Origin of the sequence: Citrobacter sp. RHB20-C16, from assembly GCF_013890155.1 — a bacterium.
GTDB lineage: Bacteria > Pseudomonadota > Gammaproteobacteria > Enterobacterales > Enterobacteriaceae > Citrobacter_A > Citrobacter_A amalonaticus.
This window is the reverse complement of sequence record NZ_CP057630.1, coordinates 78,986-103,956: the sequence shown is the minus strand read 5'-3', so window position 1 is coordinate 103,956 and position 24,971 is coordinate 78,986. Positions and strand designations below refer to the sequence as shown.

The following is a 24,971-nucleotide window of genomic DNA, read 5'->3' as shown; positions in this document are numbered from 1 at the left end:
CGTCCCTGTTCAGGAATTAGGTTGAAGCATGCGAATAGGGAATGTTTTTTCCCCATCATTGCTGCCAATACAATCGGCGTGGCCAGCAGCGGGTGATTTGCACTCGATTGTCGGCACAATAAAGTTTGAACCGTCGCTACATTTCATCTGCTCAGGATTGGTGATACTCAGCGCCCCTTGCTGCACATTGCCGCTGGCAGGGCCACGGCAGGTAACACCGCTGGACTGACGTATGCTGACGGTGCCATTACCCTGGGCAAAGTTATATTGCAGTTGCAACGGTCGCCCGGTGAGCTTGTCCTGAATACCACCATTCACGCGCCATTCGCCGTTAAGAAACTGCGCTGGGCCATCGGGAAGGGCCGGAGGAAGCGTCAACGGAGTGCCCTGTGCCGGGATGACTGGCGGAGTGGTGGCTGGTTGAACTGCGGGTGGCGTTTGAGCGTCTGCGGTGCCAGGTACAGCAGGAGGTGCCGGAGTAGTCGACGCATCGGCGTTGGCATCACTTACAGGAACGGCTGGCGGAATTGCGTCGTCACCGACCTGTGCGGTTGTTGTCTCTGCCGGAACGGCTGGCGATGTTGGTTCGAGTGCTTGCTGTGCATCGACTGGAGTACCCTCAGATATGCCAGGGACGACAGCTGAACCCACGACGGTTTCTGAACCTGTGCGGGAAACCTGCGTTGTTACATCGGAAACGCCTACGGCTGGACGTTCGATGGCTGGAGCTGTATCGATCGCCGTTTTATCCGTGGTGATGGCAGGGAGTCCCGGAATGGAGAGTGATGGCACGCATCCTCGTAGTAGACCTAATAATAATGCCAGCAGCAGCAACGCAAGTAGCAACCAGAGTAACCAACGCCAGCTCCAGCGTCTGCGCACTACGGTATCTACAACAGGTGTAACCGCCGGGGTTACGGCGGCGTCTACAGGAGACAGAGGGGTTGAGGCCGCGAGAGGGGTTGCTGGTAGTGATGCCGGACTCAGCCAATGCATAGGATTACGTTGTTCGCCTTCCGGATGGACAAATCCCCAAAAGGTAATCACCAGGATTCCGTTTACGAGATACACAAATTCGTAATCCGGGAAATGTGTGACTGACTTCAGCAACTGTGCGAAGACGCGGCGATCGCCCCCGGTCCCGTTTTGCTCAGCATTGAGTAACTGTTCACTTAACGCCTGCACTGACATTTGAAACGCATTAAATTGCTGGCGCGCTGATTCCCGCTCCGCTTCACTCGCACCGCTCCAGGGGATGACATCGCCAGGGAAGCTGCTGTACCAATCGGTTCTGTCACCACCCTGATCGTTTTGTGGGATAGCTAAATGACGAGCCAAATCGCGCCCTGCATCAAGACGGTAGATTGCTTCACGTAACTGGAACGCCATCTTAAAAACGGGATAGCCCGTTTCACCCAGAGCCTTAAATGAGGAATTATGCCCGGTACGCAGCAGTGGTCCCTGAATCGAATTTCGCATTGTCTAAACCTTGTAAGGCTGTGATTTAACAAAAGCCACAGTGATGCAGGCTATTTTTTATTCGCACCAGGCGTCCATTCAAAACCCCAGCCATAGTGCTTATCCAGCGACTTCCGGTCAGGGAAGAAACGGTCCAGACGTTCAACGTTGATATTGCCATCGACGTTTTTGAGTCTGGCTATCGCCGCAACGTTATTGCGCTGATTGCTGTCAGTCAGCGTGGATATAATGGGGGATTGATCGGGCACATAAATCGTGATGGTGGCATTGGTCCCTTGCCAGTTGTCGGCACCGCCGTAAATGAAGCTATAAATCAGAACCTCATCAATATCCTGCCAGTGGCTACCATTAATGAAGAGCCACTCACCATCTTGATCGTTACCCTCACGAAGATCTTGTTGCAGCAACAGATATGGCGGTTTGTCATAGTTACCCAAGAACTTACTCAACGCTTCGGCACCACTGATCTTGCCGTTTTTAAAACGAATAAAAGCGGCGATATCGAGGTCGATAGGCTCTTTATGGCTTCCCTGTTGCCAGGTCAGGTTGATTTTAATCCGCCCAAAATCTTTGCGTTTCTCCAGATTTATACTGGGGTTTGCCTGGGTTAAGTTCGTGCTGGCGGGGGCGACAGCAGGTGCAGCAGCAGGCACATCGTGATGTACCGGAGGAGGGGGCGGGGTTAAGGAATTTTTATGCCACCACCACCAGGCGCAAGCGATTAGCAGCAACAATAGCCATGGCAGGAAGCGTCGCCACCATGGGATAACGATCACGGGAGGTAGGGGCGCTTCACTGACAATGGCCCAGTTGATTAGCACAGGTTCGCCACCTACGCTATAGCAATTAAGATCGCGCGAATGTGTTAGCAGTCTTTGCAAGGCATGCGCCGAATGTTCTTCGCCGCGTGCGAGTAGCTGCTCAATCAAACCGGCCAGAATATCCTGGTACTGCTGGCGTTTACTCTGGACGGCGGATTGTTCCGCATCGCTTAGCGCAGAAAAGGGCTTTGCCAGCCCCTGGCGTTCAGTCCACCATTCCAGATGTCCTTGTGAACCACGACGAGCAGTGGCGTAGAGTAGTGCCAGAGACGGTGGAAGATGACGGTGTATGATCGCAACCGTCTCCTCGTAGATTGTCAGAGTCGCTTCATCAATAGGCGCAGCAGTTGTTAATCGTTGCATAACCGAAATCATTATTGTTGTGAGTTGTATGCGTGGTATGCATGCAGCTGCATATCAGCAAGCCAGAGCCGTTTTCTTCAGCAGCAGAAAAAGTGGCCAGGTGACCAGCGCCACTTTTAGTGCATCCTTAGCGAAGGGTATTTGCTTCTTCCAGAACTTTGATTTTCTGCTTGGCTTCTGCGACTTTCTTTTCAATTGCAGCAATTTCACTTGCGCCACTGGCATGCTGAGACTGCCGCTGCAAGTCCTGTAATTGTTGAATTTCCTTCTGGCGTTCACTGCTTTTTATTTTGCTGGACTTCAGCTGTGCAAGGGTCTGTGACAGGTCTGAACGCACGGCATTTAACCTTGCTTGTTCATCGGCCAGCTTCTGATTGACGTTCTGCTGTCGGTTTTGGGTATAAGCCTGCTGTTGCTTCGCCGACTCATTTTCATACTGGCTGAGTCGAACCTGCTGCTCTTTTTTATCAACTTGCTGACGATAACCGCCGGATGTGGCGCAGCTTAGTTTGGTAATAAAACTCGGATCTTGTGCGTGTAAATCACAGTCCTGTGACGATGTAGTACAGCCGGTAAGCACAATAGTGGCGAGAAGCAGATATTTTCTCATCAAATTGTCCATGAATAGAGTCAGATCATGGCGCTTTATACATTAAAGTCGCCTTAAAATAGGCCGATACTCCGACCGGCCAAATGTTGTTAACCCAGAGAGATGGCCTGGCGTTGTTCGTATAACTCGTTCGTTTCTTTTTCCAGGTCACTAATCTTGCTATTCAGACTGCTGTACTCTTTATTCAAATTAGCAAGCTTGGTTTTCTCTGCAGATGTGGTAGTGGTTTGTCCTTGCAAGGCGACCTTATAGGCAGACTCTTTGTCTTTCATGCCTTTCACTGTCTCTTTCATCTTACTTATGTTGGCATCGATTTGTGCTAATTGCATTTTGGCACCTGCTTTATCAAAGCCAGCCTTATCTTTTTGGATGCTAATTTTGGTTAAGGTTGCCTGGTTTTCACTGATAACCTGTTTCATGGCAAGGGTAGATTTTTCTACTGCAGCGGTATCTTTGCTGATATCCGTATCCATTGCCTGCAGGCGATCGGCTGTGGAAGCATAATCTTTTTTCAGGCCATCAAGATAGTAGTTAGCCGTCATACCCGCTGCGCACCCAGCAGCACCACCAATGGCAGCACCTGTAATTGCTTTCTTGGTGTCTCCAGCCAGAGCACCAACTACAGCGCCAAGCGCAGCACCTGATACCGCACCAATGCCACAACCTTGCGCGCCAGAAGCGCTAAAAAACTGGGCTTGCTCGGTGGTTGTCAGACGTGGATCCGCTTTTGTCCCTGACAGTAGAGTACTTCCGGTATTAGCGCAGCCACTCAGCAGCAAAGAGGTAGAAATCAAGAAACAAGCCGTTTTTTTGTTAAGTGAATTCACAATTTTTTCCTTAAAAAAAATTCAATGGCAATAAACAGATATCAAGACCTAAATATTTAGGTTATGTAAAATTTTCAAGCGAGATCAGGCAGGATTTTACTTTATTTATAAGTAACCCCAAACAAAGCATAGCAGCATATTTATTTCAATTGTTATTATTCTAAATCGACACAATGCCTCGCCTTATCTTATGCAATCTATTTTGTACATTATCTTATACTGAAAATGCAATTTTTTAATTTATCAAATTATGGTACCAAGCTATGTGCAGGAGTTAGTGCAAATGCCATCAGCCATATATCAGCCAATGATTTCTAGTAGGTATCAACTATATTGATCGCACTGGTCCTGCCATTGCTGCCTTTCACTTCTAGCATTCTCCTTCCTGTTCTAACAGGTATTCATGATGTATAGCCTGATCGGTAGCTGCAAACTCAAAGGCATTGAGCCAGAAGCCTGGTTGCACTACGTGATCGGCGTCATCAATACATGACCAGCCAACCGCGTGAAAGAGCTGTTGCCCTGGAACGTCATCTTCTTCTCTGTAAACTAATTTTTACCCCACGTCCTTGATGGGGACTTACACGAGATCTGACAATAAATATTATCTGCGGCTGATACCAGAACGAAGTATTACTTTTACTGGTTGTCCATCCTTGCAAAGCAATTATGAACGCCAGTGAAAAACAGGGGGAATCCGACGTGAGTGAAAAACATGCATATTTCAGAAAAATGTAAACTAAACTTGCCATCTCTATCAACGCGAAACCTTTTCCTCCACAAATTCTTGGCCCTCTACTGAATGCAAGATTAAGAGCACTGTTTTTATCCTTAAGAGAACAGTAGGGGGTGAGCAAGAACCCGCTGTTCTACCTCAAGGGCCACCTCGTCTCTTTGCTTACGCAGTTGATGAGCTGGAGTGCCAAGCGCGGTAGGACGACGACAGCAGCATTCGTGCCGGGAACGACGACGGTTTGCTCTGTCATAGTCTGGGTGATGTCAGCAGCAAGGCGCTTTCCCAGACGGGGCGCGAGTTAGCTGAGCTGGGTCGCCAGTTTTGTCTCTCCCAGCAAAGCGAGTTTTTCGGGCGAAGGATATCACTGGAGCAGATCGAGCACGGCCCAGTCTCGGGCCGAGAACACGCTCCAGAGCCGGATGTATCTGGGTCAACAGACCGCGGATATCAGCACTCTGAGTTTGTTTTCGTTTGGGTAATGCTTTATCGAACAAGCGCTTATGTTTGCCTGCCATTGCTTCATTTCCTTCGCAACAGCCACGCATTTCTTGGCAGTTAAACAGGAATTTAGCTGTTCCTGAACTTTGTCAAACTCTTTGGCATATTGCTCACGAACACTGGCTTTACAGCTACTGTTGTTGCCACAGGCAACCAGTTCTTCGCTACGGCTTTTCTGCTGGGTTGCGCTGAGCGAGTTATTCTCAACAACAACTCTTCCCGATGCAGGTTGCTGCGATGAGCTCGGTTTTTCCCTGTTATTTCGATTGGTTAATAACAATTTTGTCTATTGTACTTTCTCCCTAGGATTTTTTTGCGCTGTTAAGCGTTTTTGGGGGCACAGACGCTACCGCCCCTCTGCAACAGAGTTGAACGAGCATGGCTGAACGCAATTCCAGCACACAACAGCACGCCACCACAACCGCCGTCTTCGAGCCGCAGGCGCATTATTACAGGGTTGGTTATCGACCCCGCTGCCGCAGTTTACCCTCAAGGGCCGCTGGCTGAAGGCGCTAGCCTTCTATACCGGACTGACAGTAGTGGTCACTGCCGAGAAGGGATAGCTGGCTATTGAGTCGCAGCAGAAGGTCTAAAAACCCCGGCTTTTGAAGGCGGGGATTTGCTTAATCAACTAATTTTTTTAAATATTTAAACGGTGGTTCACTTATATCAAACTTCATCTCTTCGATAAGTTGAGTTATTAACTCATACTCATTTTCAGTTATGGTGATGTCATACTCGCTTATATGGTCGCAAAGAATCTCAAAAGCAAGAGGCTCCTCGTCATATTGAATATAATCTAAAGCGCCATCAATTAAATCCGGATCTAATCGATCTTCAAGCAACTTTCCTAATTGACTGATTTTTACACCAAACATTTAATAAATCCCTTCATATTTTTTTATAGGTTTCGATGCCGGAGGTACAGGTTTATTATCGGGAAAGGCTGTAACAATTTTCCCTGTAGCCGGTTGATAAACAACACGAATACGGACACCATCTCTGACTTCATATGCGACCCATTTGGCAGGATCGCCCTTAGCGGTATACATACCACTGGTTCCTGTCTGAGCAAACCATTTAGTATCAGGCGACGTTGCTATATAACCCACAGTATGAACAACCTTGTCTGCTGACCAACTTTGAGGGAAAACTGTTTTTCCTGGATTTCCGGGATACAGATGTCCACCTTGTGTAGGGCTATCCCCATATATAATATGCTGTTTCGCTTCCGGCGAAAGAATATCCACATATTTCTGGTTTACAGGTGATAATCCAAGATCGGAGCTTTTCGCAACAGATAAAAACGCATTAGCTGCTACATACTGAATCAGTTTTGCTTCACTGGTCGGCACACCACTCGCCAGGATTTCCGCAGCTTGTTGCGGTGTCATTTCTCCATTTGCGGTCAACGCACTGACCGGAACCCCAAAGAATTCGCCCCTGGCAGTCAACAGACCTTTAACGGCATCCTGCCCTACAGGTATCTGACCCTGTGAGTTTTTAATCAGTGCTTCTGTTAACTCATCTGCTGTAGCGCCATTCTGGATCATACTGGCTGCAAACGACTGCTGGAATAACCCCATATCTGCCATGCCTTTTCCGAAGCTGTTCGGACCCAGCGCATTATTCTCAACAACAATTCTTTCCTGTGCGGCTTCCTGTCGTTAACCCGGTTTTTTCCTTTCCTTTCCGTGAATTAAAACCACTTTCCCCTGCTGTACCTCCGGAACGGCAACTTTTTGCTCTGTTAAGCGTTTTTGGCTCCGCAGACGCTTCCACTCGGTCGCGACACCTAATCTGCTACTCCACTATCATATCAGTATGAAAACGTGATGCCACGACACACGCCTCAGAAGCGTCTGTAATTAGCTGAATAGTCTTATCGTTCTTTTCTAATCAAAGAGTCATATTTTCCAAACTCAGGAAACTGATCATAATTACCCGTCACATCGACCGTCGTTTGACTCTCTTCCAGTTTATAGGGATTAAAATGTTCTTCCCTTACCACGGCACTACCATCTTCGTTAAAGATATATGTAGTGCCATGCGATACATTTAATATACCTGCACCTTCGCCGTCGTGTTCAGCAAACTCTCGATAAACAGCCATTGATAGAAAGAGGTTTCCACTTTCTACCAACTGAAACTGATACATTAGATACTCTTTTTGTTGCTCATCCAAGAAGCCAACCCCTACCATTTTTTTGTTTTTTATCACTTCTAAAAAACACGTTGGCTCTTTATCTGAATCAATAAGTACTGTATATGGAAGGCCGCGAGAATGTAGCTTCTGGGCCTCATGTTCAGTCAATGGGGTTATTGGTTCTTTGTAACCAATAGACCATTTTTTGCAATAAAAAATCTTATGTCTCATTTGTATACCGTTCCGTTAGTATCACGGATTATCACGTTAGCTTGCTTAGCTGAGTCAAGAACAGATTGTGGAATTGGTTTAATTTGAGGAGGTATTTCCAGAATATTTGAACCCTGTAATTTTTTACCACCTAACGTTCCACTGGATGGCACTTGCGCTATAGATGCCCCTACCGGATATTTATTCACTGCCTCGCGGATGTAGTTATTTGCAGTTGATTCAGTGATATCAGAGAATTGTGTGAACTTACGAGACACTATCTCACCTGTTGCCGGGTTATACGAATCCACACGATAATAGCCGTTTCCGTTAGGTTTGTTTACATAAAGTTCATTATACGGATAATGTTTAGACTGTTCTGCGTTGAACTTATTACCGGCTTGAACATTCTGCAACCATCCAGGTTTAGCAGAATTTACCGCTGCAACCTCAGCTTTTGCTGCTGCAATCTCTGCTGCATTCTTACCGACAGTAAGGATCCCCGCTGCACCCACGCCGCCTGGAGTTGCAACTTCAGCAGTCAGGATCCCCGCCTGATTCAGGCAAAGTATCGCTGCCGATTGACACCCTGCCAGCACCGCCTGTGCTGCTGAGGCCAGTTCAGGGGTAGCGGTGTGCTGCGCTCCAGTTCATCACGCTGACGCTGGTTCTGCTCAAGCAACTGTTGCTGCTGCTGTTGGTTGAATGGTATCACGGTCAGCCGGAGAGAGCGGAGCCGCTGTGACGCGCACGCACGCTACCGCCAGAATGGTGATACAGAAGAGGCGCGTGACGACGGAAAATCCGCGTGCTGGCTTCCTGCCCATTGCTTGCCCTTAAGTAAAGAAATGTATTAAAATTGTTCCAGAAAATAAGGCAGTAGTAAGATTTTGTAAATAACATTATTGATTTTGTGCATATGATAACTAAGGCTAATATGTTTTTTCGTCCCGCTGAAGTGGCGAGAAAGTAATGCTTCAACAGACAGGAGTCAGATGTGCTGAAGGCAATTGTCAGTCAGGATTGCTGGATATTACCGTGATCCGGTATTTTCGGTTGCATAAAACTGACAACAGCGAAGTGGTGGTGATGCGTTAAACCGGGTAAAAAATCAGCGTAATTCAACTGTCCTTCAGAACATAATGCATACCGGAGGTCTCACAGTTCTGCTGTTATTTCCCTGTCACATGTTCCTTCAATATCGCGCATACCAAGTGCCACAAGGAATACACAGCATTTCCCCGTAGTAATGTTGCCCGCACCAGACGCAGTACCAGGCCCCGGCTGGAGCAGACGCATCCAGAGGAAAGAATGCAAATATAAACCTTGTGTGCCAGTCTCCCGGCAATGTGGCAAAATCGTCCCGATACTTGCAGTACCTCAGTACATCATTCCCGACTGACCGTTGGTCGTGTTCAAACTAGGCGCGAATGCCAGGGTTATCAGAATGCAGTACCTAACGACATCCGCAGGACGGGCATGTCCAGCTTTCTTCAGGCTGGCTGGCCGCGCTTCTGCTGCCTGTTTGCTCACCTCTGGTATTCAGAGCCCAATAGCATGGCATCAGGAGCACATGACCTCCTCATCTCCGTAAGCGTGATATTCACTGGTGCATTGACCTGCATGACTGACCACCGGCTTCGCATTGGGTACGTCACGATGTAGCTTGCGTATAAACCCGACCTCAGCAGCCGCAGGGTGTATGTAGGGGCAGAACTGCTGGCCCTGAACAGTGAGTACAACATCGGTATGAGAAAACCACGGGCGTTCAGACTCAGAATTCAGCACCTGGATACTGCCGCAGTGATGGCAGGTGTAACGTTCGTCAGGAAAGCGTAGTGCAGTTCTGGCACCGGTCAGGCGACCAGCGTTATTGAGGGCAAGAAATTATTTTGTGTACATAGTAATAGTCCTCTCCGCCACATGACACGCAGGCATAGGCCGTCCCTGTATGGGCAGCTTCATGCGCAGTATCTGGCGGGTAATAGATTTAATTGGTGAACCGGGGTGTCACAAAGGGGGGGACGACTCAGCTAGCTGTGGCGGCTATAACATTGACCGTGCTGTAACAGAACGGACACATGCGCTCACCACTGTATTGTCGATGGTACTGCGGGCAAATCCAGCGTACCGGTGCCTGCCATGTCTTACGGTTATGTTTCTTCGGCATGAGTGTTCAACCCCGTGACTCAGCAATGCGTTGCTGTAGCCAGGCTTCCACTTCGCTCTGCAACCAGCGGGAGCTACGCCCAAGCTTAATGGGTTTTGGGAATTCACCCAATGAAATCAATTTGTAGAACCATTTGTCGGTTAAGCCGGTGAGCTGCGTAATGAAGGCCATATCGACAAACTTATCGTTAAGCAGGCGGTTTGGTGTGGTCATCGTTTGTTCTCCGTTGGTGATAGGGGAGAAGAAGCCAGGTATTCGAATGGTGCAGACTTCTTCAAACGATGACGCACTGGCGTGATTTTTTACCGGATAGATTCAGCTCCGCTTACGCCGCCTGCCACTGACTGCCGGAGCAGGGACTGCGCTGACTCTGTAAATCCGGCGCTCTGTACGCTGCGACTGTTTACCCAGATAGCTCAGGATGTACTGCATACCTTCCCTTCCTCTGCGATCTGAAAAGTTGATTACTCGTTCACCTCGCACCCGGTAATGTCCCTTAGGCTCACACCGGTGCGCGTAGCCTTCTCCGTCCGTGATGTCTTCCCACAGCGACTGGATGGCTTTCCAGAAGCACCAGGCCTTCCGGTGGCTCTGACCATTGATATAAAACGCCGCATGAATGTGGTAACGGTGATCTCCCCCATATTCCATTACCCAGGCATATCCCTCCAGACCAGATATCTCTGCGCATTGCTCAGTCAGCCATGTCATCTCAGCCACCAGTTGATGAATATCACCATACGCGTATGAATCAGAGTTTTTCCTGTATGCAAAATCCACCCGAAGCAGGAGTAATTTCGAATGACAGTCAAATAACCGGTCCTGATGGTTAAATAATACAGACTGAAGAGAACAGTCTGGTTTGTGGTTTGAGTTGATTACGTATTCCATGATAAATATCCCATAACAGTTATTGGTCATGAGATTACGGGAGAGATTAATTTTTTATGCAGAATACCGATTCAGGCTTTCAGCCATTAAAGTATGTTTCTTGAGTATCATTTTTCACACGTGCTGTAACAGTAATTTCTTATCGTGCAATGGAATGGATGTTCATCACACAGAAAAGTCTGACAATCATTATGATTTACGGCAAAGAATAAACAATGATGTTAGTAATCATTGAACGTACCGGGATGTCTGAAAAGAAATCATCACCCGGTAGACGAAGGAATACTGTACTTACTGAAGAGTCAGTATTCATGGATACAAAGGTGTAAGCAGTTGGATAAATAACACATCTTTTATAAAATAACACTAATAACCTTAATGTTTCTTTTCACACCGTCAGTAACCTCCAGAGAATACACACACTACGCAGGTTTAAGTTATTCACACCCTGGTGTTAAAATGATATTAGCCACCATTTCTGTCTTCCGGACTTGATACCTGTACAGGCATGTGTTCATGAAAGATTTGTATACGCACACTTTTTGACTCCCGGAACTGGTCACCCTGCCACTGTAATATTTACTGCAATAGTATCTTGCCGTTATTTATACCGATACGGGGTTTATTTTCTGATTACTCCCCCGGTATTTTCAGGCACAAAAAACGTGGAAGTAAGAGAGTAATTATTGGTTACTCAGGAAAAACATTCCATGCGCGGCCCGGAAAACATGAAAAAAGGTAAATTCATGACGGGCTAACGTATTTATTTTCGAGGGGAAACTGCATTCTCCCCGGCGATAACAATCAGACCACAGAATGCTCTGCAACTGGATGACAGGATAAGATACTCCCTGACCAGGTAAACACAGTCGGAAAAACAGTCTCGCTGTAAGACGCTGATCGGAAGTAACGGAACACCCTCAGTCGCCTGAAAAGACAGTCAGAATCGTTTTCACCTTAAAATCATGTCATAACAATCTGAAACAACAGAAAAAAACAAACACAAAAAAAATGACAAGCAAAGTATATATAATTCATTTAATTCAATGAATTAATAGGAAATCATAAGCTCTGAATAATGCTTAAAAGGCTATGTTTTACCATGCCGGTACTGTGATCCAATCACTCTTAATTCAGAGCTTTATACGATATAATTCGGAGGTATAAAAACAGAACCAGTATTCGGGAGAGCAGAATGAGAAGGGACGGACTGAATGATTTTTATGAAGTGAACTTTCTGAGGTTAAGGGAGATAGATGCCACGTATCCATCGGAACCCATACGTTACGTGGACCTGGCTGACATATACAGCTTCATCAGCTTTAAAGATGCAGAATGTGAAAAAATACCGCCTGATAAACTTTCCACTAAAAAAAGAAAAACGCAGGTAACAGACGGCTACGCATGCAATCTTTTGTCGGACATTCTTAAATATGAGAATTCATTACGCCCTGGCTCATCCCGTTCTCTCGCGGGAACGCATAAATATTTGAAGCTTCATTGCGAAGCAACCCCAGAATATAAAGAAGAACTGAAGAAAAATCTTATTCACAAAGAAGATGTGCTACTTAAAATCCAGACTGAATATAACAAAATAAAAAATAAAGCATCCGGAAAAATCACAATAATCCCAATCAGCTTTCACCTCAACTGCAAGACAAATGGAATACTTGAACACATCATCGATGACTTAACCATAATTAACATAGCCTTTTCCTCGATGATGAGTAAAATAAAACATCGCACAATGTACAGCCGGATAGCCGGACATGTAAGACTGGGCATGCTGGACGAGAATTTTGAGCCTTTCGCCCATGTGTTATTTTTTATTCAGGACGGGGCTGTCAGTCATGACTTTATCAGGGAAATTATTGAGGTCTGGTACTCTTTCATCCCTGAAGACATTGAATGCCTGGTGGGTGTTTCTGGTTTTGACTTTAATTTCTTACTCAACTTCCAGCGTGAAGTCATCAACAAACAAAAAAGTTCTCCCACGCCAGGAGGAATAGACTTTTTCATATCCGACATACTGAATCCGTTCCCTGATGTCACTGCACCTGGCTATCGGCGTCATGAACCCTGCACATTATTCTCCCGTCTGCTCAGAAGAACAGAAAGGGAAGATAACATCAACAGACCCCACCGACGACGTCTTGCTGACAGGGAGGCAGAAATCAGTGCGACTAAAAAAAAGAGTGGTTATGACAAACTGAAAAACACACCAGCAATTCACAGGGAATATTTTTTAAGAATTGCAAAAAAAATCAACAAAATTCCTTTTATGCGTACCATAAACTGAATCAACATATCTGTGGGGGGGCGCTCGCCCCTGCTGATATCTGGATTAAATGCTATATCCGCATTTTTAAATTTTTCTCAGTTATATATCACCTCAGTGAATTCCCTCCCGTTTACGTCAGTCAGGCCATCCATCCGTGATGGCCATTTTATTATGCCGAGGCTTATATGAAACATCCTTCGGGCTATGCCCTTATCCGTCGCCATCTGCGGCGCTATCCCCGTATTCTGCGGCAGCATCTTCTCCGGGAGCTCAGCCGCCTCGTCGCGTATGAACCCGTGATTGGCATCATGGGCAAGACCGGCGTCGGCAAATCCTCGCTGTGTAATGCGTTGTTCCGGAGTGAAGTCTGTGCGGTGAATGCCGTGGAGGCCTGTACCCGTCAGCCTCAGCGTGTACGTCTGCGCTTCGGTAACCATTACCTGACGCTGGTGGATTTACCCGGTGCGGGAGAGAGCATCAGCCGTGACAACGAATACCGTGAGCTGTACCGCGAACTCATGCCACAACTCGATATGGTGCTGTGGGTGCTCAAGGCCGATGACCGCGCATTCTCGGTGGAAGAGCTTTTTTATCAGGAGGTATTCGCACAATACAGCGGACCGCTGCCACCGGTGTTATGGGTCCTCAACCAGGTGGATAAAACCGAACCTGCAGCGCACTGGAACTGGTTATCGGCGCAGCCATCAGCATTGCAGGCTGAACGTATTATACAGAAACAACAGACCGTGGCCCGTCAGATGGGAACCGCAGAGACGAATATTCTTCCGGTGTCAGTCAGGGGGCGGTACCACCTTCCCCGTCTGGTGGAGGCGATGATTACCCGTCTCCCAAAGCAGGCCCGCAGCCCGCTGGTGCCTCACCTGCAAAGCGGGTACCACACCCCCGGCATTATCACTACCGCCCGCAACAGCTTTGGCGATGCCGTGGTGGAAGTGATTGACGCGGTCATCGACCTGGCCCCGTTGCCGCAGGTTGCACGTTGCGCGCTCCGGACAGTCACACACACCGTGGCCCGTGCTGCCCGGACCGTCTGGTCCTTCTTCTTTGGCTGACTTCCGCATCGATAAGCCTGTCTTCCGTTTCGATAAATAATCTGGCTCTGTCACGATCGATTTTGTCGATCGACCCGATCGGTTTTATTCATTTTTCATGATGAATTTCCGGTTATAGAATCCCTCAGGGATACTGTATTCAGCCATTTACTGATTAAAAATCAATGCGATGAATTGCAGGAATGCCTTCATCCGGAGAAAAGTAATGAAAAGGTTTTTTATGGCGCTGACCGCCAGTCTGTTGTTCACCTCACTTCCCTCCCTGGCCGGTAGCGATATGCCCGTTAAAGTGGAGGTCAGCCATGCCGGCCATGAGTGCTATGGCTGCATCTATGTCACCGTGACAGCAAAAACCGACACCGTTCTGATAAAGAAAATCGATGTTAACAGGGGAAAATGCCCGATGCTGACACACCGAAAAATAGCCTACAGGGGCCGGAATGTGGATGGCTGGTGGCCCACAGATAAACCGTTCACACCCCGTAAAATGACCTTCGCTGAGAGTGTCTTCTGGAAATTTGGTCACACTTTGGATTTTGGTAAAGCCTGCAATTTTGTTGAGGCCCGGGTGTTCACCGATCAGGGCACATTCACCGTCAGCCAGTGATATCGCCAGTATCACTTATCAGCCCTCTTTCTTAACGCGTCTCAATGTCTTCAGGAGAGACCCGTATCGTCTTAACCATCACCCTCAGGGAATACTATGAAAAAGAAAATACTGCTTTTCACTCTTCTGATATCTGCTCTGACTCCGGCAGTGTCACAGGCCTTCGGTAACCGTGATACCTGGGCCAGCGGCTGGGGTCAGGGCGTGTCTGAGTTTGTAATTCTGGGGAAAGGACAGTCACAGCTTTACCTGACCTGCGAAGACACCGGCTCACAAGCGGCCACCCTGACCTTCACCGACGCAAACGGTCATCAGGTCAGGATGGATAACGGCCAGTCGCTGGACATGAAAATTGACGATGAGGAGCCTGTCAGCGTCAGTGACAGCGAGTCACATGTGGGCTCAGACAACGTGGCATGGGCATGGGATAAACTGCGCACCGGTAAGCGGGTCATTGTGTCCGGGGAGGGCGTAAAGGCAGCCGTGTTTACGCTTAACGGTGCGGGGAAGGTCCTTCCCGCGTTCGGGGACAGCGGCTGTCTGCCGAAATATGCCCTGCCGTAATAAAGACAGGTAACGCCTTTTTTCTGAATTCATTCACGCTCACGACAACAGGAACCTCAGTCCATGACGCATATCCCGGTTCAGGCAGCACACACCCGCCAGCCCTGACCACTGCATCAGTATTTCACACCGCCGACGCCCTGCTCATTTGAGCGGGGCGTTTTCTTTTGTTTCTCATCAGGGATCAGATATGCAGACCACTGATAATGCGTCGCTGCCACCCGGCCCCTTCACCCGCCGACAGGCGGAAGCCATGGCCGCACGCTATCTCAACGTCACCGTCGAAGACGACCAGGGCCCCATTTTCGTCTGGTCATCCGCGACTGCCGTGGCATGCTGATATGGCGGGACTGGAATTTTGCCCCGCAGGCCGGAGAGATGCTGAACCGCTATCTCATCAGCGACGGTATTCCTGTGTCACCACAGCCACTGAGCCACTGAGCGGCGAAGTCCTGCTCATTTTTCAACAGAACACAGTCCCCCACAGGCCATGCACCTTCCGGAGCATGGCCTTTCTGCTTTTATGCCCTTTAACCCGATATCAGAGGTATTAACCATGCGCTTAGCCAGCCGTTTTGGTGCGGCCAGTCTCGTACGCCGCGACCGCCCACTGACCCGTGATGAACTGGCACACTATGTGCCCAGCGTATTCAGTGAAGAAAAGCACGAATCACGCTCAGAACGTTATACGTATATCCCGACCATCACACTGCTTGATAATCTGCAGCGGGAAGGCTTCCAGCCGTTCTTTGCCTGCCAGACCCGCGTTCGCGACCTGAATAAACGCGACCACACAAAGCACATGCTGCGTCTGCGGCGTGAGGGGCAAATCACCGGCAAACAGGTCCCCGAAATCATCCTGCTTAACAGCCACGACGGCTCCAGCTCATACCAGATGCTGCCGGGCCTGTTTCGCTTTGTCTGCCAGAACGGACTTGTCTGTGGCGAAACCTTTGGTGAGGTTCGCGTACCGCACAAGGGGAATGTGGTGGATAAAGTCATTGAAGGGGCTTATGAGGTGCTGGGGATATTTGACCGGGTGGAGGAGAAGCGGGATGCCATGCAGTCACTGCTACTTCCTCCGCCGGCACAACAGGCGTTTGCCAGAGCCGCCCTGACGTACCGCTTTGGGGAAGAGCACCAGCCGGTGACGGAAGCACAGATTCTGTCTGCGCGACGCTGGCAGGATGAAAGTTCCGACCTGTGGACCACCTACCAGCGTATCCAGGAAAACCTGATTAAAGGCGGTCTGCCGGGCAGAACAACGAAAGGTAAACGGGCCCACACCCGTGCGGTTAACGGCATTGACGGCGACGTGAAGCTCAACCGCGCCCTGTGGGTAATGGCGGAAAGCCTGCTCGGGAGCCTGAAGTAATGCAGTGTATTCCTGGCGGCGTGATTCAGGTTTCGCCACATCCGTTCTCCCTGATCAGTGAGCAAAGCTGCCGCTACATCTCTGATGACGACCTGTGCGCCTGGTGCTCTCACCTTCTTTATCGTCCCGGTGAACTCAGCCAGTGCGGCATAAGTATCCCTGAGGGGCACTGGCCTTCACGCTGTGATGATGATGGCTATGTGCAGTTCTGTCCGTCACTTTGTCACAACAACCCACATGAAAATACAAAGGAAATCAAATGAACAACATACTCACCCTGACCAGTCCGGTGACTGAATCTCTCACCTCACCACGTACTGATACAGACCGCATCGAATGCATGCCCGTACCCGATGAACAGCGTGCCGCCTTCTGGCCGCAGCAGTTTGGCTGCATACCGCAGTGGATAACCCTTGAACACCACATTTTTGGCTGGATGGACCGGTTTTGCAGGGACTACAGCGGCGGGATATGGAATTTCTTTACCCTCAGCAATGGCGGTGCATTTATGGCCCCGGAGAACGAAAACGATGAGAAATGGACACTGTTTAACAGCATGAACGGTAACGGCGCAGAGATGAGCGCTGAGGCTGCCGGGATAGCCGTCTGCCTTATCGCTTACAGTCATCACGCCTGCCGCACCGAATGCAATGCCATGACGGAGCACTATTATCGCCTGCGGGACTATGCCCTGCTGCACCCGGACTGCCACGCAATTATGCGTATCATTGATTAGGGGAATAACCATGACGAATCCGGCCCCCTTACCCACGTCATCGCAGCCTGATATGTTCCCGTCACTGACCTCACCACACCAGGAAGTCCCCCTGTCCCCGTATGCCCGGCGAACGTTACGGCGGGCAATGAACCTGCTGGAGCGCCAGTTGCGTGAACCCGGTGTGGCCTTCACCTCCGCCGGTGCCACCCGGGACTGGCTGCGTCTGCGCCTGGCAGGGGAAGAGCGCGAAGTGTTTATGGTGCTGTTCCTCGACAACCAGAACCGCCTCATTGCCCACGAGATACTGTTCACCGGCACTATCAGTCATACCGAAGTCCATCCCCGGGAAGTGGTGAAAGCCGCCCTGAAACATAACGCAGCCGCCGTCATCGTTGCCCATAACCATCCGTCAGGCCTGGCGGAGCCCAGCCAGGCTGACCGCCGCCTCACGGAACGTCTTAAGCAGGCACTGGACCTGGTGGATATCCGCCTGCCGGACCATCTGGTGGTTGGCGGCATGGAAGTAGTGTCATTCGCTGAACGCGGCTGGCTGTAAGGAGAGCAGCGATGAAGATTATCAGCAAACGTCAGGCGATGGCGCTATATCGCCAGCATCCTGAGTCCAGGCTGTTTCGCTTCTGTTCCGGAAAATACGCCTGGTCCGGCAGCGTCTGCCACTATGCAGGGAAGGAGGTCCAGGATATCAGCGGCGTCCTGGCCGTGTTCGCTGAACGTCGCCAGGACCGCAACGGCCCGTATGTCGTTCTGCGCAGCGTCACCCTCAGTTAACTCATATTCAAGGAGCACGACCTTGTTGAATAAAACACTGCCGGCAAATCATCATATTTCTGAACCGTGGTGGGGACTGAAACGTAATATCACCCCGTGCTTCGGTGCACGGCTGGTACAGGAAGGCAACCGGCTGCATTATCTGGCCGACCGCGCCAGCATCACCGGGACATTCACCGACGCGGATTTGCGCCATCTCGACCAAGCGTTTCCGGCACTGCTCAAACAGCTGGAATTAATGCTGGTTTCCGGTGAGCTCAATCCCCGCCATCAGCACTGTGTCACGTTATATGCAAAAGGACTGACCTGTGAAGCAGATTCCCTCGGATCACATGGCTACATTTATACAGCAATTTATCCGACACCAGACGACAGCATAACCCGGTAACCCTACCCCATAATCCTTCATTCTTTTTAACCCGACTTCATTCAGGAGCATTTCATTATGCAAACCTTATCCGCCATCCCGACGCGGAAGGCACCGTCACGCCCGACGCCCGTTGAAATCTGGCAGCAACTTCTTACGTATCTGTTAAAAAGACATTACGGCCTTTCGCTTAGCGACACGCAATTTTCCGATGAGAAGATTATTACGCAATATATTGACGCCGGTATCTCACTGTCAGATGCACTCAATTTTCTCGTTGAAAAATCTGAACTGGTGCGGATTGATCGTCCCGGTTTCTCCATTAAGCATCAGTCCCCTTTTATCGGGGTGATTGATATTCTCCGGGCCAGACGGGCAACGGGTTTGATGCAACGTAACGGGTATAAAAGGATCACTCTTCTCATCGCTGGAAATGCAGCTCAGAAGCAACATTCATGAAACTATCCCTGACGGCAGAAGCCGATGCTATCAATGTACTGGCCCTCAACATGGGTCGTATCATCGTGGATATCGATGGCATTGAACTGGAAGACATTATTAACGCGATCTGCGACAACGGATATTCACTTCGTATTGCTGATACCCCCGGAAAGCGGGTTGTTGAAGATCCATTACTACCCGCCGCCCACCTTACCGGTATCCATTGCAGTACCGCGCATATCACCGAAGCCGACAACACCCTGCTGTACAAACAGTCGCATCAGCATGAAGACTTTAGTGAGTCAGAATGGATCCATTTTTCGGGCACCGGCTATCTGCTCCGTCTGAGCGCGTGGTCATTTCCGGTGTTGCGGCTAAAACGACTCGGTTTGTCGAAAGCCTGTCGTCGTCTGGTGGTAGCACTTATGCGTCGTTACTCCGTGAGCATTATTCATCTTGATGCCTGTGGCGAAGTGCTGCCAGGTTTTCCCACATTTGACTGGTAACACAACATCAATCACCACAAAAAACTCTAATGCCAGAGTTAACCACTGAAGTCGCTCTCAATAGTCTGACTGGCTGCAGGACAATATCGATAACGGTACGAGGATCATCTTCGACAACGACGAAGACAACACCAACTCAGCAAAGTTGTTGTCCTGGATTGAGCGGGTACGAAATGATGTTCGCACCCGCTCAATCCAGCTTCTGCAACAGACCAGAACTGATTAACCACCAGGCAATACTCATTACACACGTATAAGCGCCAGCCCTTACCGGCTGGCGCTTTACTTTTAGATAAAGGAAAGAAAAGATGTCAGACCTTAACTTCACCGAATCCGAAGTATTAACCAGCCACACCGACATGATTTGCTCCACCAGCATTGAGCGCATCTTCACCGGACGTAATGCCGCGCTGGCACAGAATGAAGTGCTCATTCAGCAACTCAACGATATTTCAACACTGACCCGTTGTATTGGCGGTAAAACCGCTCTGGACTGGGCCATGAAGCAGAAATTCCGCTGTGGTTGCTGGTTGATGGAGAAACCAGAAACAGCGATGAAAGCCATTACCCGTAATTTCGATCGTGGTATATGGCGCGATTTAATGAAAAAGTCAGGGATGCTTTCCATCATGGACGCTCAGGCGCGTGATCAGTGGTACAGAAACCTTGAGGGGGATGACATTCCTGCAGTCAGCGAAGCCAACATTCTGAGCACTTTTGAGCAACTTCATCTGAATAAAGGTGATGTGTTTGAGCGTGGTGTGATTAACGTATTTAAGGGTCTGAGCTGGGACTACAAGAGCAACAGCCCGTGTAAGTTTGGAAAAAAGATTATCGTGACAGGGCTGGTGAAATATGATCGTTGGGGATTTGGGCTTCTCTGGGGCTGGCAACGCGATCGATTAGCTGACCTTGAGCGGATGCTGATGCTGATGCTTCTGGACGGAAAACCGGTTCCCGACAACCGTGCCGACGTCACCCGTCGTCTCGCCGATCATATCCATGAAAACAGGCACAGCAATCGTTACGAGGATGAGATGTTTTCGATCAAATACTTTCAGAAGGGAACTGCCCATATCACTTTTAAGCGACCGAAACTGGTCGAGAGGATGAACTATATCATAGCGAAGTACTATGCGGGAGTGTTGTCTGCAAGATAAACACTGTAGTATACGAATCTCTGACATATTCGTTATAACTGAGACACTAAAAAGAAGCCGAAGGCAAAAAGGATATTGTCGCTTTACTACAGTGTAAAAAGAGACCAAGAAGTAGCTGTGAGTACTCCAGTCCCCACAAGCAAAATCATTTGGGGGTGCTTATGGGGGTTATTTATTTATCCAATACAAAACATCAACATTAAATCAATAAGTTAACCATCAAATTAGACTCCTGTGATCTCCGCCAAAATATCATGCCCTATTCCCGCTTCAGAAAGCCTAAAACGCCTTCTACATTCGAGTTTCGCGCGGTTTTCATCGCGTCTCTTACAACACCATCACCATCTCGTGCCACGCCATCCCGCCGTGATCGGATTCAGACGGTTTGACGTAGCGATAGCCAAAGTGAGCATAAAGATCGACATGACGATCTTTACACATCAGGTGAATCGTCTTTTTGTGCATCGCTTTCATCCGCGCCACAAATTCACGCATCATCAGTGAAGAATAGCCTTTCCCCTGAAAATCCGGGTGCACTACCACCGACATAATCACCGCATTGGGCGCATCCGGATCGTGGCCTACCAGTTCCTTAAAAGCCTCGTCAGACATCACCACTTCCCAGGCGCAACCGGCATTAATAAAGCCAGCCACCTCGCCGTTCAGCTCCATGCACATAAATCCCTGTGGATAGCGCTGGATACGGGTAGCAATCTTTTCCCGGGTTGCCGCTTCATCGCCTTCATAGGCGAGCGTTTCAATCTCATAACAGCGGTCAACATCGGCGGGCGTGGCCTGACGGAATAGCGGAGTGGGCATGCGTTTACCTTTTTTTAAATCAACTGGACTGCCTCATCATACCCGCAGATAACACGGTTTACGCTGATGGTATTCACATGAAAATGAAAGGGATGCACAAAGCCCGGCGTGATGTTATTCGCCGGACCATTTGCGGATGTGCGAGCAGATTGACGCATTGCGTCATGAAATCAGCTAGCCGGGTAGTCCAGATACCCTTCTTTCCCGCCACCAAAGAACGTCTCTTTAATTGGCGCATTCAGCGGCAAGTCATTTTTTAGTCGATGCGGCAGATCCGGGTTGGCAATAAACGGACGACCAAAACCGATCAGATCGGCCCAGCCGTTCGCCAGCGCCTCTTCAGCACGGGCTTTGGTGTATTTACCGGAGTAAATCAACGTGCCGTGGAAGATAATACGCAGCGCTTCTTTAAACGCGGCAGGCATGACCGGCGCATCTTCCCAGTCCGCTTCGGCGATATGAATATAGGCAATGCCTAGCTCGTTCAGCACGCTGGCTGCCGCCAGATAGGTCGCTTCCGGGGTATCATCTTTTGACCCCATCAGCGTGGTCAGCGGAGCGAGACGAATACCCACGCGCTCTTTACCAATCGCCGCAGAGACCGCCGTCACCACCTCCCGCATAAAGCGCAGACGGTTTTGCAGCGAGCCGCCGTATTTGTCGTTACGCAGGTTGGCCTGCGAGTCAATGAACTGATTGATCAGATAGCCGTTCGCCCCATGCAGTTCAATGCCGTCAAATCCTGCAGCGATAGCATTACGCGCCGCCTGAGCATAGTCATTGACAATAGCCGGGATCTCTTCCAGCGTCAGGGCGCGCGGCATGTCATGCTGCACCATCTCGCCGACGCCATTTTCCGGGGCGCGCCCTTCCACATCGACAAAGACTTTCACCCCTGGCGCCTGAATGGCAGAAGAAGAGACCGGCGCGGCGCCGCCAGGTTGCAGAACGGTGTGTGAAACACGACCGACGTGCCACAACTGAGCGAAGATTTTACCGCCCGCCTTGTGCACGGCGTCGGTGACTTTTTTCCAGCCAGCAATCTGTGCATCGGAATAGATACCCGGCGTCCAGGCATAGCCCTGACCCTGCTGGCTGATTTGCGTGCCTTCGCTAATGATAAGCCCCGCGCTGGCACGCTGCGCGTAATAGTCCGCCATCATGTCAGTCGCGACGTCGCCTGCCCCGGCGCGAGAACGCGTCATCGGCGGCATAACAATCCGGTTTTTTAACGGCAAGGCATTCAGCGCATAGTGATCGAATAACATAATGGGTTTCCCTCGCGATTAGTTATACAGTTCTGCACTCATGGTGACGGTATTGCCCATTCGAGCGCTGGTGATTTTGTATTCAGAGGCGTTCATCTCTTTCGCTTTTTGCGCAATCACTGCTTCAGCAGAATCCAGCGTGGTGCCAGACGCCGTAACGCTCTGTGCAGAGGCGCTAAAGGTCATAGCAGAGAACAGAGAAGCAGTAATAACAGCGATAATGGTTTTCATGTTTAATCCCAGAGTAAATTGATTGGTTGGCGTTGAATAACGCGTGGGAGAAGAATACGCTGACGACCTGATGACATAAATGATACAAATGGCAATAGACTATTGCGTTTTTGTTCACAATAAGAGGAGAACGGATCGCCAGTGATTTTGGCTCTGCGCGTTTGACCTGCCATCAGACAAACCACTGCGCTTTGAAGAAGGCCACTATGGCGAGATACAGATCCAGGGCTTTACCCGATCTGAGGAAGCGAACGGGATCGATAAAAGCAAAGACTTAACGCAACAGGTAGGGTAAAGATTTCAGCAATACTCCAGCCTGTTACGCCAAAGTCGTTTTGTCCTGCGAAATATCTTAACGATATCGATCATCAGGATTGTTTTTTTACCTTCAAAGAAAACTGTTTCGGTGTTATGCCAAAGAACTCTTTAAAGTTACGAATAAAGTATGAAGTACTGGTATAGCCCACTTCATTGGCAATACTGTTAATATGCTTCTCAGTCGTGGTGATGAGTTTCGCCGCCTGATGCATGCGAATATCCAACACCAGCGTATTAAAATTATTACTCTCTTTCTCCAGCTTTTTACGAATCGACACCTCCGACATATGTAAAATGTTCGCCAGATCTGCCAGCCTCCACGATTTAGAGAGATCGGCTTCAATGATTGACTTCAGTCGTTCAGTAAAGGTGGTATCCGTTGATACCGACAAGGAATAAACTAACGATTCTATATCCCTCATTTTAGAAAGAAGATAGGTTATTTTATAAACTTGTCGGTGTTGTGGGACATCGCTTCCAATTAATCGCTTGAAGATTTTTGTATCTGTTTCATCAACAGGACAGGTAAATATTTTACGCCGCGTCTGGTTGACTCTTTGCGGATCCAACAACAGCGGTTCCATCACCTTACAGATACAACTCAATACATCACTATCAACGTGATAGAGCTCATAAGGAACCCCTTTACCTAGCACTTTTAATGCAACATCAATCACTGTGTTTTTTTCGACATAACAAAGTGATTCAGGGGGTACATTAAAGGACTGCCCATCTTTCGTTTTTATAAGCAGTTGCGCATCCCGTAGATAGATAATCGCACAGTTATAAAAACGTATCTTTTTCAGCACCAACAGATTGTTGTGTGCATAACTTTCCTTAGCCGGAAAATTAAGGGTACTTAAAGCACTTTGACTATTCATACAGTCACCCCCATGCTTTGTATGCATATAATTTCATGGGTTATCAGCCATGTAAACTCGGAAATTTTTAATTAACGAAATAGTCTATAATTTTAATTATTACTTCTTTAACTATGCATTTCTTTAAAATACATAGTGTTACCCAGTGGCCTTGGTGATGTAGTTAACAATTCTAATATTTTCAACATGAAATTATACGTAGAAACAGCAATCAGGTATTTGACACCAGAAAAACATCATTAAGCAGCAGCGGCAGTTTTCTGGTGGACTCCGCGCCGAGTTTAATTTTTATCTCGCGTATCCTATAATAAATAGTATTTTCCTTTAGCTGTGTTAACGTCGCGATCTCCCTGACTTTCTTCCTTTTAAAAAAGTACAAATAGACAATTTTTCGTTCATCCTCCGTAAAGTCGTTGAACACAGAAACAGGCGAAGGTCTGCTGCTTGTCAGGACTCGCAGTTTCTTACAACGGTACGCAATCTGATCGAGGGACAGACACGTCACCGGGAGTTTCTCCATAAGAAAACTGTAAGCAAAGTAATCGTCCTTGTCGCAGACCAGATATATTTTATTATATTTATTAAGCACATCATGATCAGATTCAATCTCTCTGTACTCATGACATTTAATATCTGGATCATCATTAGAGAGCAATGACAACCCATAATTAAAATAGGCATTTTTACTTGCTAACAAAAAAGCAACCGACATAAGAACTCTTAGTTATCAAATGTATTAGACACCTTAACCAAAAGTGACTATAGAGTATGAAAAGTGCAAAAACCACCCTAAAAAATAACCCATTGCGATAAAATTATGCA

General features: G+C 48.6%; 29 protein-coding genes and 4 pseudogenes. 16 read left to right on the top strand and 17 right to left on the bottom strand.

Annotated features, from left to right (window positions below):
* Window positions 1-9: 9 nt before the first annotated feature.
* The 4 genes from HVX64_RS00520 to HVX64_RS00505 all read right to left on the bottom strand — a co-directional run bounded on the left by HVX64_RS00520 (window position 10) and on the right by HVX64_RS00505 (window position 4,100).
* Entirely contained in the window at window positions 10-1,479 is a 1,470-nt protein-coding gene (locus HVX64_RS00520) for an SrfA family protein (protein ID WP_052729097.1), read from the bottom strand.
* A 50-nt stretch (window positions 1,480-1,529) separates the two neighbouring features.
* Entirely contained in the window at window positions 1,530-2,663 is a 1,134-nt protein-coding gene (locus HVX64_RS00515; protein WP_072158011.1) for a tellurite resistance domain protein, read from the bottom strand.
* Window positions 2,664-2,790: 127 nt separating this feature from the next.
* A complete protein-coding gene (locus tag HVX64_RS00510; RefSeq protein ID WP_044254435.1) occupies window positions 2,791-3,273 on the bottom strand; it encodes a hypothetical protein in 483 nt (160 codons plus the stop codon).
* An 89-nt stretch (window positions 3,274-3,362) separates the two neighbouring features.
* Complete coding sequence (locus tag HVX64_RS00505; protein WP_044254439.1) at window positions 3,363-4,100, bottom strand: hypothetical protein; 738 nt, start codon at window positions 4,098-4,100, stop codon at window positions 3,363-3,365.
* Window positions 4,101-4,503: 403 nt separating this feature from the next.
* On the opposite strand from HVX64_RS00505, the pseudogene HVX64_RS00500 reads away from it, so the two are divergent.
* Window positions 4,504-4,593 (top strand): annotated as a pseudogene (locus HVX64_RS00500) (transposase domain-containing protein); the annotation flags it as partial.
* 350 nt (window positions 4,594-4,943) lie between these two features.
* Here HVX64_RS00500 and HVX64_RS00495 read toward each other — a convergent pair.
* The 8 genes and pseudogenes from HVX64_RS00495 to HVX64_RS00455 all read right to left on the bottom strand — a co-directional run.
* Window positions 4,944-5,282: pseudogene (locus HVX64_RS00495) on the bottom strand (IS110 family transposase); the annotation flags it as partial.
* A gap of 675 nt (window positions 5,283-5,957) precedes the next feature.
* Window positions 5,958-6,212, bottom strand: coding sequence for a MafI family immunity protein (locus tag HVX64_RS00490; protein WP_046401687.1), 255 nt, complete (start codon window positions 6,210-6,212; stop codon window positions 5,958-5,960).
* Entirely contained in the window at window positions 6,213-6,929 is a 717-nt protein-coding gene (locus HVX64_RS24255; RefSeq protein ID WP_077899760.1) for an EndoU domain-containing protein, read from the bottom strand. It abuts the gene before it with no gap.
* 287 nt (window positions 6,930-7,216) lie between these two features.
* The gene (locus tag HVX64_RS00480) at window positions 7,217-7,711 is read right to left on the bottom strand and encodes a hypothetical protein (RefSeq protein ID WP_046401688.1); all 495 of its coding nucleotides are present in this window, start codon (window positions 7,709-7,711) and stop codon (window positions 7,217-7,219) included.
* Window positions 7,708-8,289 (bottom strand): hypothetical protein, encoded by a 582-nt coding sequence (locus HVX64_RS00475; RefSeq protein WP_141227365.1) that lies wholly within the window; start codon window positions 8,287-8,289, stop codon window positions 7,708-7,710. The genes HVX64_RS00480 and HVX64_RS00475 overlap by 4 nt, the downstream gene beginning before the upstream one ends.
* A 964-nt stretch (window positions 8,290-9,253) precedes the next feature.
* Window positions 9,254-9,550 carry a hypothetical protein gene (locus HVX64_RS00465; RefSeq protein ID WP_239887909.1) on the bottom strand — a complete coding sequence of 99 codons (297 nt, stop codon included), beginning with the start codon at window positions 9,548-9,550 and terminating at the stop codon, window positions 9,254-9,256.
* Between the two features lie 316 nt (window positions 9,551-9,866).
* Complete coding sequence (locus tag HVX64_RS00460; protein ID WP_046401690.1) at window positions 9,867-10,073, bottom strand: AlpA family transcriptional regulator; 207 nt, start codon at window positions 10,071-10,073, stop codon at window positions 9,867-9,869.
* Between the two features lie 102 nt (window positions 10,074-10,175).
* Window positions 10,176-10,751: an inovirus-type Gp2 protein gene (locus tag HVX64_RS00455; RefSeq protein ID WP_040229913.1), complete on the bottom strand. Its 576-nt coding sequence runs from the start codon at window positions 10,749-10,751 to the stop codon at window positions 10,176-10,178.
* Between the two features lie 1,195 nt (window positions 10,752-11,946).
* On the opposite strand from HVX64_RS00455, the gene HVX64_RS00450 reads away from it, so the two are divergent.
* The 15 genes and pseudogenes from HVX64_RS00450 (at window position 11,947) to HVX64_RS00385 (ending at window position 20,632) form a co-directional block, all read left to right on the top strand.
* Window positions 11,947-13,050: a hypothetical protein gene (locus tag HVX64_RS00450; RefSeq protein ID WP_040229915.1), complete on the top strand. Its 1,104-nt coding sequence runs from the start codon at window positions 11,947-11,949 to the stop codon at window positions 13,048-13,050.
* A 167-nt stretch (window positions 13,051-13,217) separates the two neighbouring features.
* On the top strand, window positions 13,218-14,105 hold the full coding sequence (locus tag HVX64_RS00445) for a GTPase (RefSeq protein WP_040229917.1): 888 nt from the start codon (window positions 13,218-13,220) through the stop codon (window positions 14,103-14,105).
* A gap of 205 nt (window positions 14,106-14,310) precedes the next feature.
* The gene (locus tag HVX64_RS00440; protein WP_000819262.1) at window positions 14,311-14,712 is read left to right on the top strand and encodes a hypothetical protein; all 402 of its coding nucleotides are present in this window, start codon (window positions 14,311-14,313) and stop codon (window positions 14,710-14,712) included.
* A gap of 96 nt (window positions 14,713-14,808) precedes the next feature.
* Complete coding sequence (locus tag HVX64_RS00435) at window positions 14,809-15,276, top strand: hypothetical protein (protein WP_000727137.1); 468 nt, start codon at window positions 14,809-14,811, stop codon at window positions 15,274-15,276.
* 190 nt (window positions 15,277-15,466) lie between these two features.
* Window positions 15,467-15,717: pseudogene (locus HVX64_RS00430) on the top strand (DUF905 family protein).
* Window positions 15,718-15,832: 115 nt separating this feature from the next.
* On the top strand, window positions 15,833-16,651 hold the full coding sequence (locus HVX64_RS00425; protein ID WP_001234374.1) for a DUF932 domain-containing protein: 819 nt from the start codon (window positions 15,833-15,835) through the stop codon (window positions 16,649-16,651).
* The gene (locus HVX64_RS00420) at window positions 16,651-16,914 is read left to right on the top strand and encodes a hypothetical protein (protein WP_001149870.1); all 264 of its coding nucleotides are present in this window, start codon (window positions 16,651-16,653) and stop codon (window positions 16,912-16,914) included. Before HVX64_RS00425 ends, HVX64_RS00420 begins: the two co-directional genes overlap by 1 nt.
* A gap of 77 nt (window positions 16,915-16,991) precedes the next feature.
* Window positions 16,992-17,387 carry an antirestriction protein gene (locus tag HVX64_RS00415; RefSeq protein ID WP_181825417.1) on the top strand — a complete coding sequence of 132 codons (396 nt, stop codon included), beginning with the start codon at window positions 16,992-16,994 and terminating at the stop codon, window positions 17,385-17,387.
* Window positions 17,388-17,439: 52 nt separating this feature from the next.
* Window positions 17,440-17,925 carry a DNA repair protein RadC gene (radC, locus tag HVX64_RS00410; RefSeq protein WP_038642868.1) on the top strand — a complete coding sequence of 162 codons (486 nt, stop codon included), beginning with the start codon at window positions 17,440-17,442 and terminating at the stop codon, window positions 17,923-17,925.
* An 11-nt stretch (window positions 17,926-17,936) separates the two neighbouring features.
* The gene (locus HVX64_RS00405; protein WP_038633763.1) at window positions 17,937-18,158 is read left to right on the top strand and encodes a DUF987 domain-containing protein; all 222 of its coding nucleotides are present in this window, start codon (window positions 17,937-17,939) and stop codon (window positions 18,156-18,158) included.
* A gap of 22 nt (window positions 18,159-18,180) precedes the next feature.
* Window positions 18,181-18,546, top strand: a complete 366-nt coding sequence (locus HVX64_RS00400) for a type IV toxin-antitoxin system YeeU family antitoxin (protein WP_046401691.1) — start codon at window positions 18,181-18,183, stop codon at window positions 18,544-18,546.
* A 57-nt stretch (window positions 18,547-18,603) separates the two neighbouring features.
* Window positions 18,604-18,984, top strand: coding sequence for a TA system toxin CbtA family protein (locus HVX64_RS00395; protein ID WP_046401692.1), 381 nt, complete (start codon window positions 18,604-18,606; stop codon window positions 18,982-18,984).
* Window positions 18,981-19,472, top strand: a complete 492-nt coding sequence (locus HVX64_RS00390; protein ID WP_046401693.1) for a DUF5983 family protein — start codon at window positions 18,981-18,983, stop codon at window positions 19,470-19,472. The genes HVX64_RS00395 and HVX64_RS00390 overlap by 4 nt, the downstream gene beginning before the upstream one ends.
* Before the next feature lie 29 nt (window positions 19,473-19,501).
* Window positions 19,502-19,698: pseudogene (locus tag HVX64_RS24035) on the top strand (hypothetical protein).
* A gap of 82 nt (window positions 19,699-19,780) precedes the next feature.
* Window positions 19,781-20,632, top strand: coding sequence for a DUF4942 domain-containing protein (locus tag HVX64_RS00385; RefSeq protein ID WP_090050165.1), 852 nt, complete (start codon window positions 19,781-19,783; stop codon window positions 20,630-20,632).
* A 327-nt stretch (window positions 20,633-20,959) separates the two neighbouring features.
* On the opposite strand, the gene HVX64_RS00380 is transcribed toward HVX64_RS00385, so the two are convergent.
* From HVX64_RS00380 to HVX64_RS00360, 5 genes are all read right to left on the bottom strand, one after another.
* Entirely contained in the window at window positions 20,960-21,451 is a 492-nt protein-coding gene (locus tag HVX64_RS00380; RefSeq protein WP_044254500.1) for a GNAT family N-acetyltransferase, read from the bottom strand.
* Between the two features lie 170 nt (window positions 21,452-21,621).
* Entirely contained in the window at window positions 21,622-22,719 is a 1,098-nt protein-coding gene (locus HVX64_RS00375) for an alkene reductase (RefSeq protein WP_181825209.1), read from the bottom strand.
* An 18-nt stretch (window positions 22,720-22,737) separates the two neighbouring features.
* Window positions 22,738-22,950: a DUF1471 domain-containing protein gene (locus tag HVX64_RS00370; protein ID WP_044254506.1), complete on the bottom strand. Its 213-nt coding sequence runs from the start codon at window positions 22,948-22,950 to the stop codon at window positions 22,738-22,740.
* A gap of 368 nt (window positions 22,951-23,318) precedes the next feature.
* Window positions 23,319-24,149, bottom strand: coding sequence for an AraC family transcriptional regulator (locus tag HVX64_RS00365; protein ID WP_061069387.1), 831 nt, complete (start codon window positions 24,147-24,149; stop codon window positions 23,319-23,321).
* Window positions 24,150-24,360: 211 nt separating this feature from the next.
* On the bottom strand, window positions 24,361-24,861 hold the full coding sequence (locus HVX64_RS00360) for a sigma factor-like helix-turn-helix DNA-binding protein (RefSeq protein WP_044254509.1): 501 nt from the start codon (window positions 24,859-24,861) through the stop codon (window positions 24,361-24,363).
* Window positions 24,862-24,971: the final 110 nt, after the last annotated feature.

Bases quoted from the DNA above. Each gene is read 5' to 3' on its own strand.
- HVX64_RS00435 (WP_000727137.1), top strand. From the start codon at position 14,809: ATGAAAAAGAAAATACTGCTTTTCACTCTTCTGATATCTGCTCTGACT.
- HVX64_RS00480 (WP_046401688.1), bottom strand. From the start codon at position 7,711: ATGAGACATAAGATTTTTTATTGCAAAAAATGGTCTATTGGTTACAAA.
- HVX64_RS00440 (WP_000819262.1), top strand. From the start codon at position 14,311: ATGAAAAGGTTTTTTATGGCGCTGACCGCCAGTCTGTTGTTCACCTCA.
- HVX64_RS00455 (WP_040229913.1), bottom strand. From the start codon at position 10,751: ATGGAATACGTAATCAACTCAAACCACAAACCAGACTGTTCTCTTCAG.
- HVX64_RS00450 (WP_040229915.1), top strand. From the start codon at position 11,947: ATGAGAAGGGACGGACTGAATGATTTTTATGAAGTGAACTTTCTGAGG.
- HVX64_RS00385 (WP_090050165.1), top strand. From the start codon at position 19,781: ATGTCAGACCTTAACTTCACCGAATCCGAAGTATTAACCAGCCACACC.
- HVX64_RS00490 (WP_046401687.1), bottom strand. From the start codon at position 6,212: ATGTTTGGTGTAAAAATCAGTCAATTAGGAAAGTTGCTTGAAGATCGA.
- HVX64_RS00395 (WP_046401692.1), top strand. From the start codon at position 18,604: ATGCAAACCTTATCCGCCATCCCGACGCGGAAGGCACCGTCACGCCCG.
- HVX64_RS00445 (WP_040229917.1), top strand. From the start codon at position 13,218: ATGAAACATCCTTCGGGCTATGCCCTTATCCGTCGCCATCTGCGGCGC.
- HVX64_RS00405 (WP_038633763.1), top strand. From the start codon at position 17,937: ATGAAGATTATCAGCAAACGTCAGGCGATGGCGCTATATCGCCAGCAT.
- HVX64_RS00420 (WP_001149870.1), top strand. From the start codon at position 16,651: ATGCAGTGTATTCCTGGCGGCGTGATTCAGGTTTCGCCACATCCGTTC.
- HVX64_RS00460 (WP_046401690.1), bottom strand. From the start codon at position 10,073: ATGACCACACCAAACCGCCTGCTTAACGATAAGTTTGTCGATATGGCC.
- HVX64_RS00365 (WP_061069387.1), bottom strand. From the start codon at position 24,149: ATGAATAGTCAAAGTGCTTTAAGTACCCTTAATTTTCCGGCTAAGGAA.
- HVX64_RS24255 (WP_077899760.1), bottom strand. From the start codon at position 6,929: ATGGCAGATATGGGGTTATTCCAGCAGTCGTTTGCAGCCAGTATGATC.
- radC (WP_038642868.1), top strand. From the start codon at position 17,440: ATGTTCCCGTCACTGACCTCACCACACCAGGAAGTCCCCCTGTCCCCG.
- HVX64_RS00515 (WP_072158011.1), bottom strand. From the start codon at position 2,663: ATGCAACGATTAACAACTGCTGCGCCTATTGATGAAGCGACTCTGACA.
- HVX64_RS00510 (WP_044254435.1), bottom strand. From the start codon at position 3,273: ATGAGAAAATATCTGCTTCTCGCCACTATTGTGCTTACCGGCTGTACT.
- HVX64_RS00360 (WP_044254509.1), bottom strand. From the start codon at position 24,861: ATGTCGGTTGCTTTTTTGTTAGCAAGTAAAAATGCCTATTTTAATTAT.
- HVX64_RS00520 (WP_052729097.1), bottom strand. From the start codon at position 1,479: ATGCGAAATTCGATTCAGGGACCACTGCTGCGTACCGGGCATAATTCC.
- HVX64_RS00425 (WP_001234374.1), top strand. From the start codon at position 15,833: ATGCGCTTAGCCAGCCGTTTTGGTGCGGCCAGTCTCGTACGCCGCGAC.
- HVX64_RS00375 (WP_181825209.1), bottom strand. From the start codon at position 22,719: ATGTTATTCGATCACTATGCGCTGAATGCCTTGCCGTTAAAAAACCGG.
- HVX64_RS00415 (WP_181825417.1), top strand. From the start codon at position 16,992: ATGCCCGTACCCGATGAACAGCGTGCCGCCTTCTGGCCGCAGCAGTTT.
- HVX64_RS00370 (WP_044254506.1), bottom strand. From the start codon at position 22,950: ATGAAAACCATTATCGCTGTTATTACTGCTTCTCTGTTCTCTGCTATG.
- HVX64_RS00390 (WP_046401693.1), top strand. From the start codon at position 18,981: ATGAAACTATCCCTGACGGCAGAAGCCGATGCTATCAATGTACTGGCC.
- HVX64_RS00380 (WP_044254500.1), bottom strand. From the start codon at position 21,451: ATGCCCACTCCGCTATTCCGTCAGGCCACGCCCGCCGATGTTGACCGC.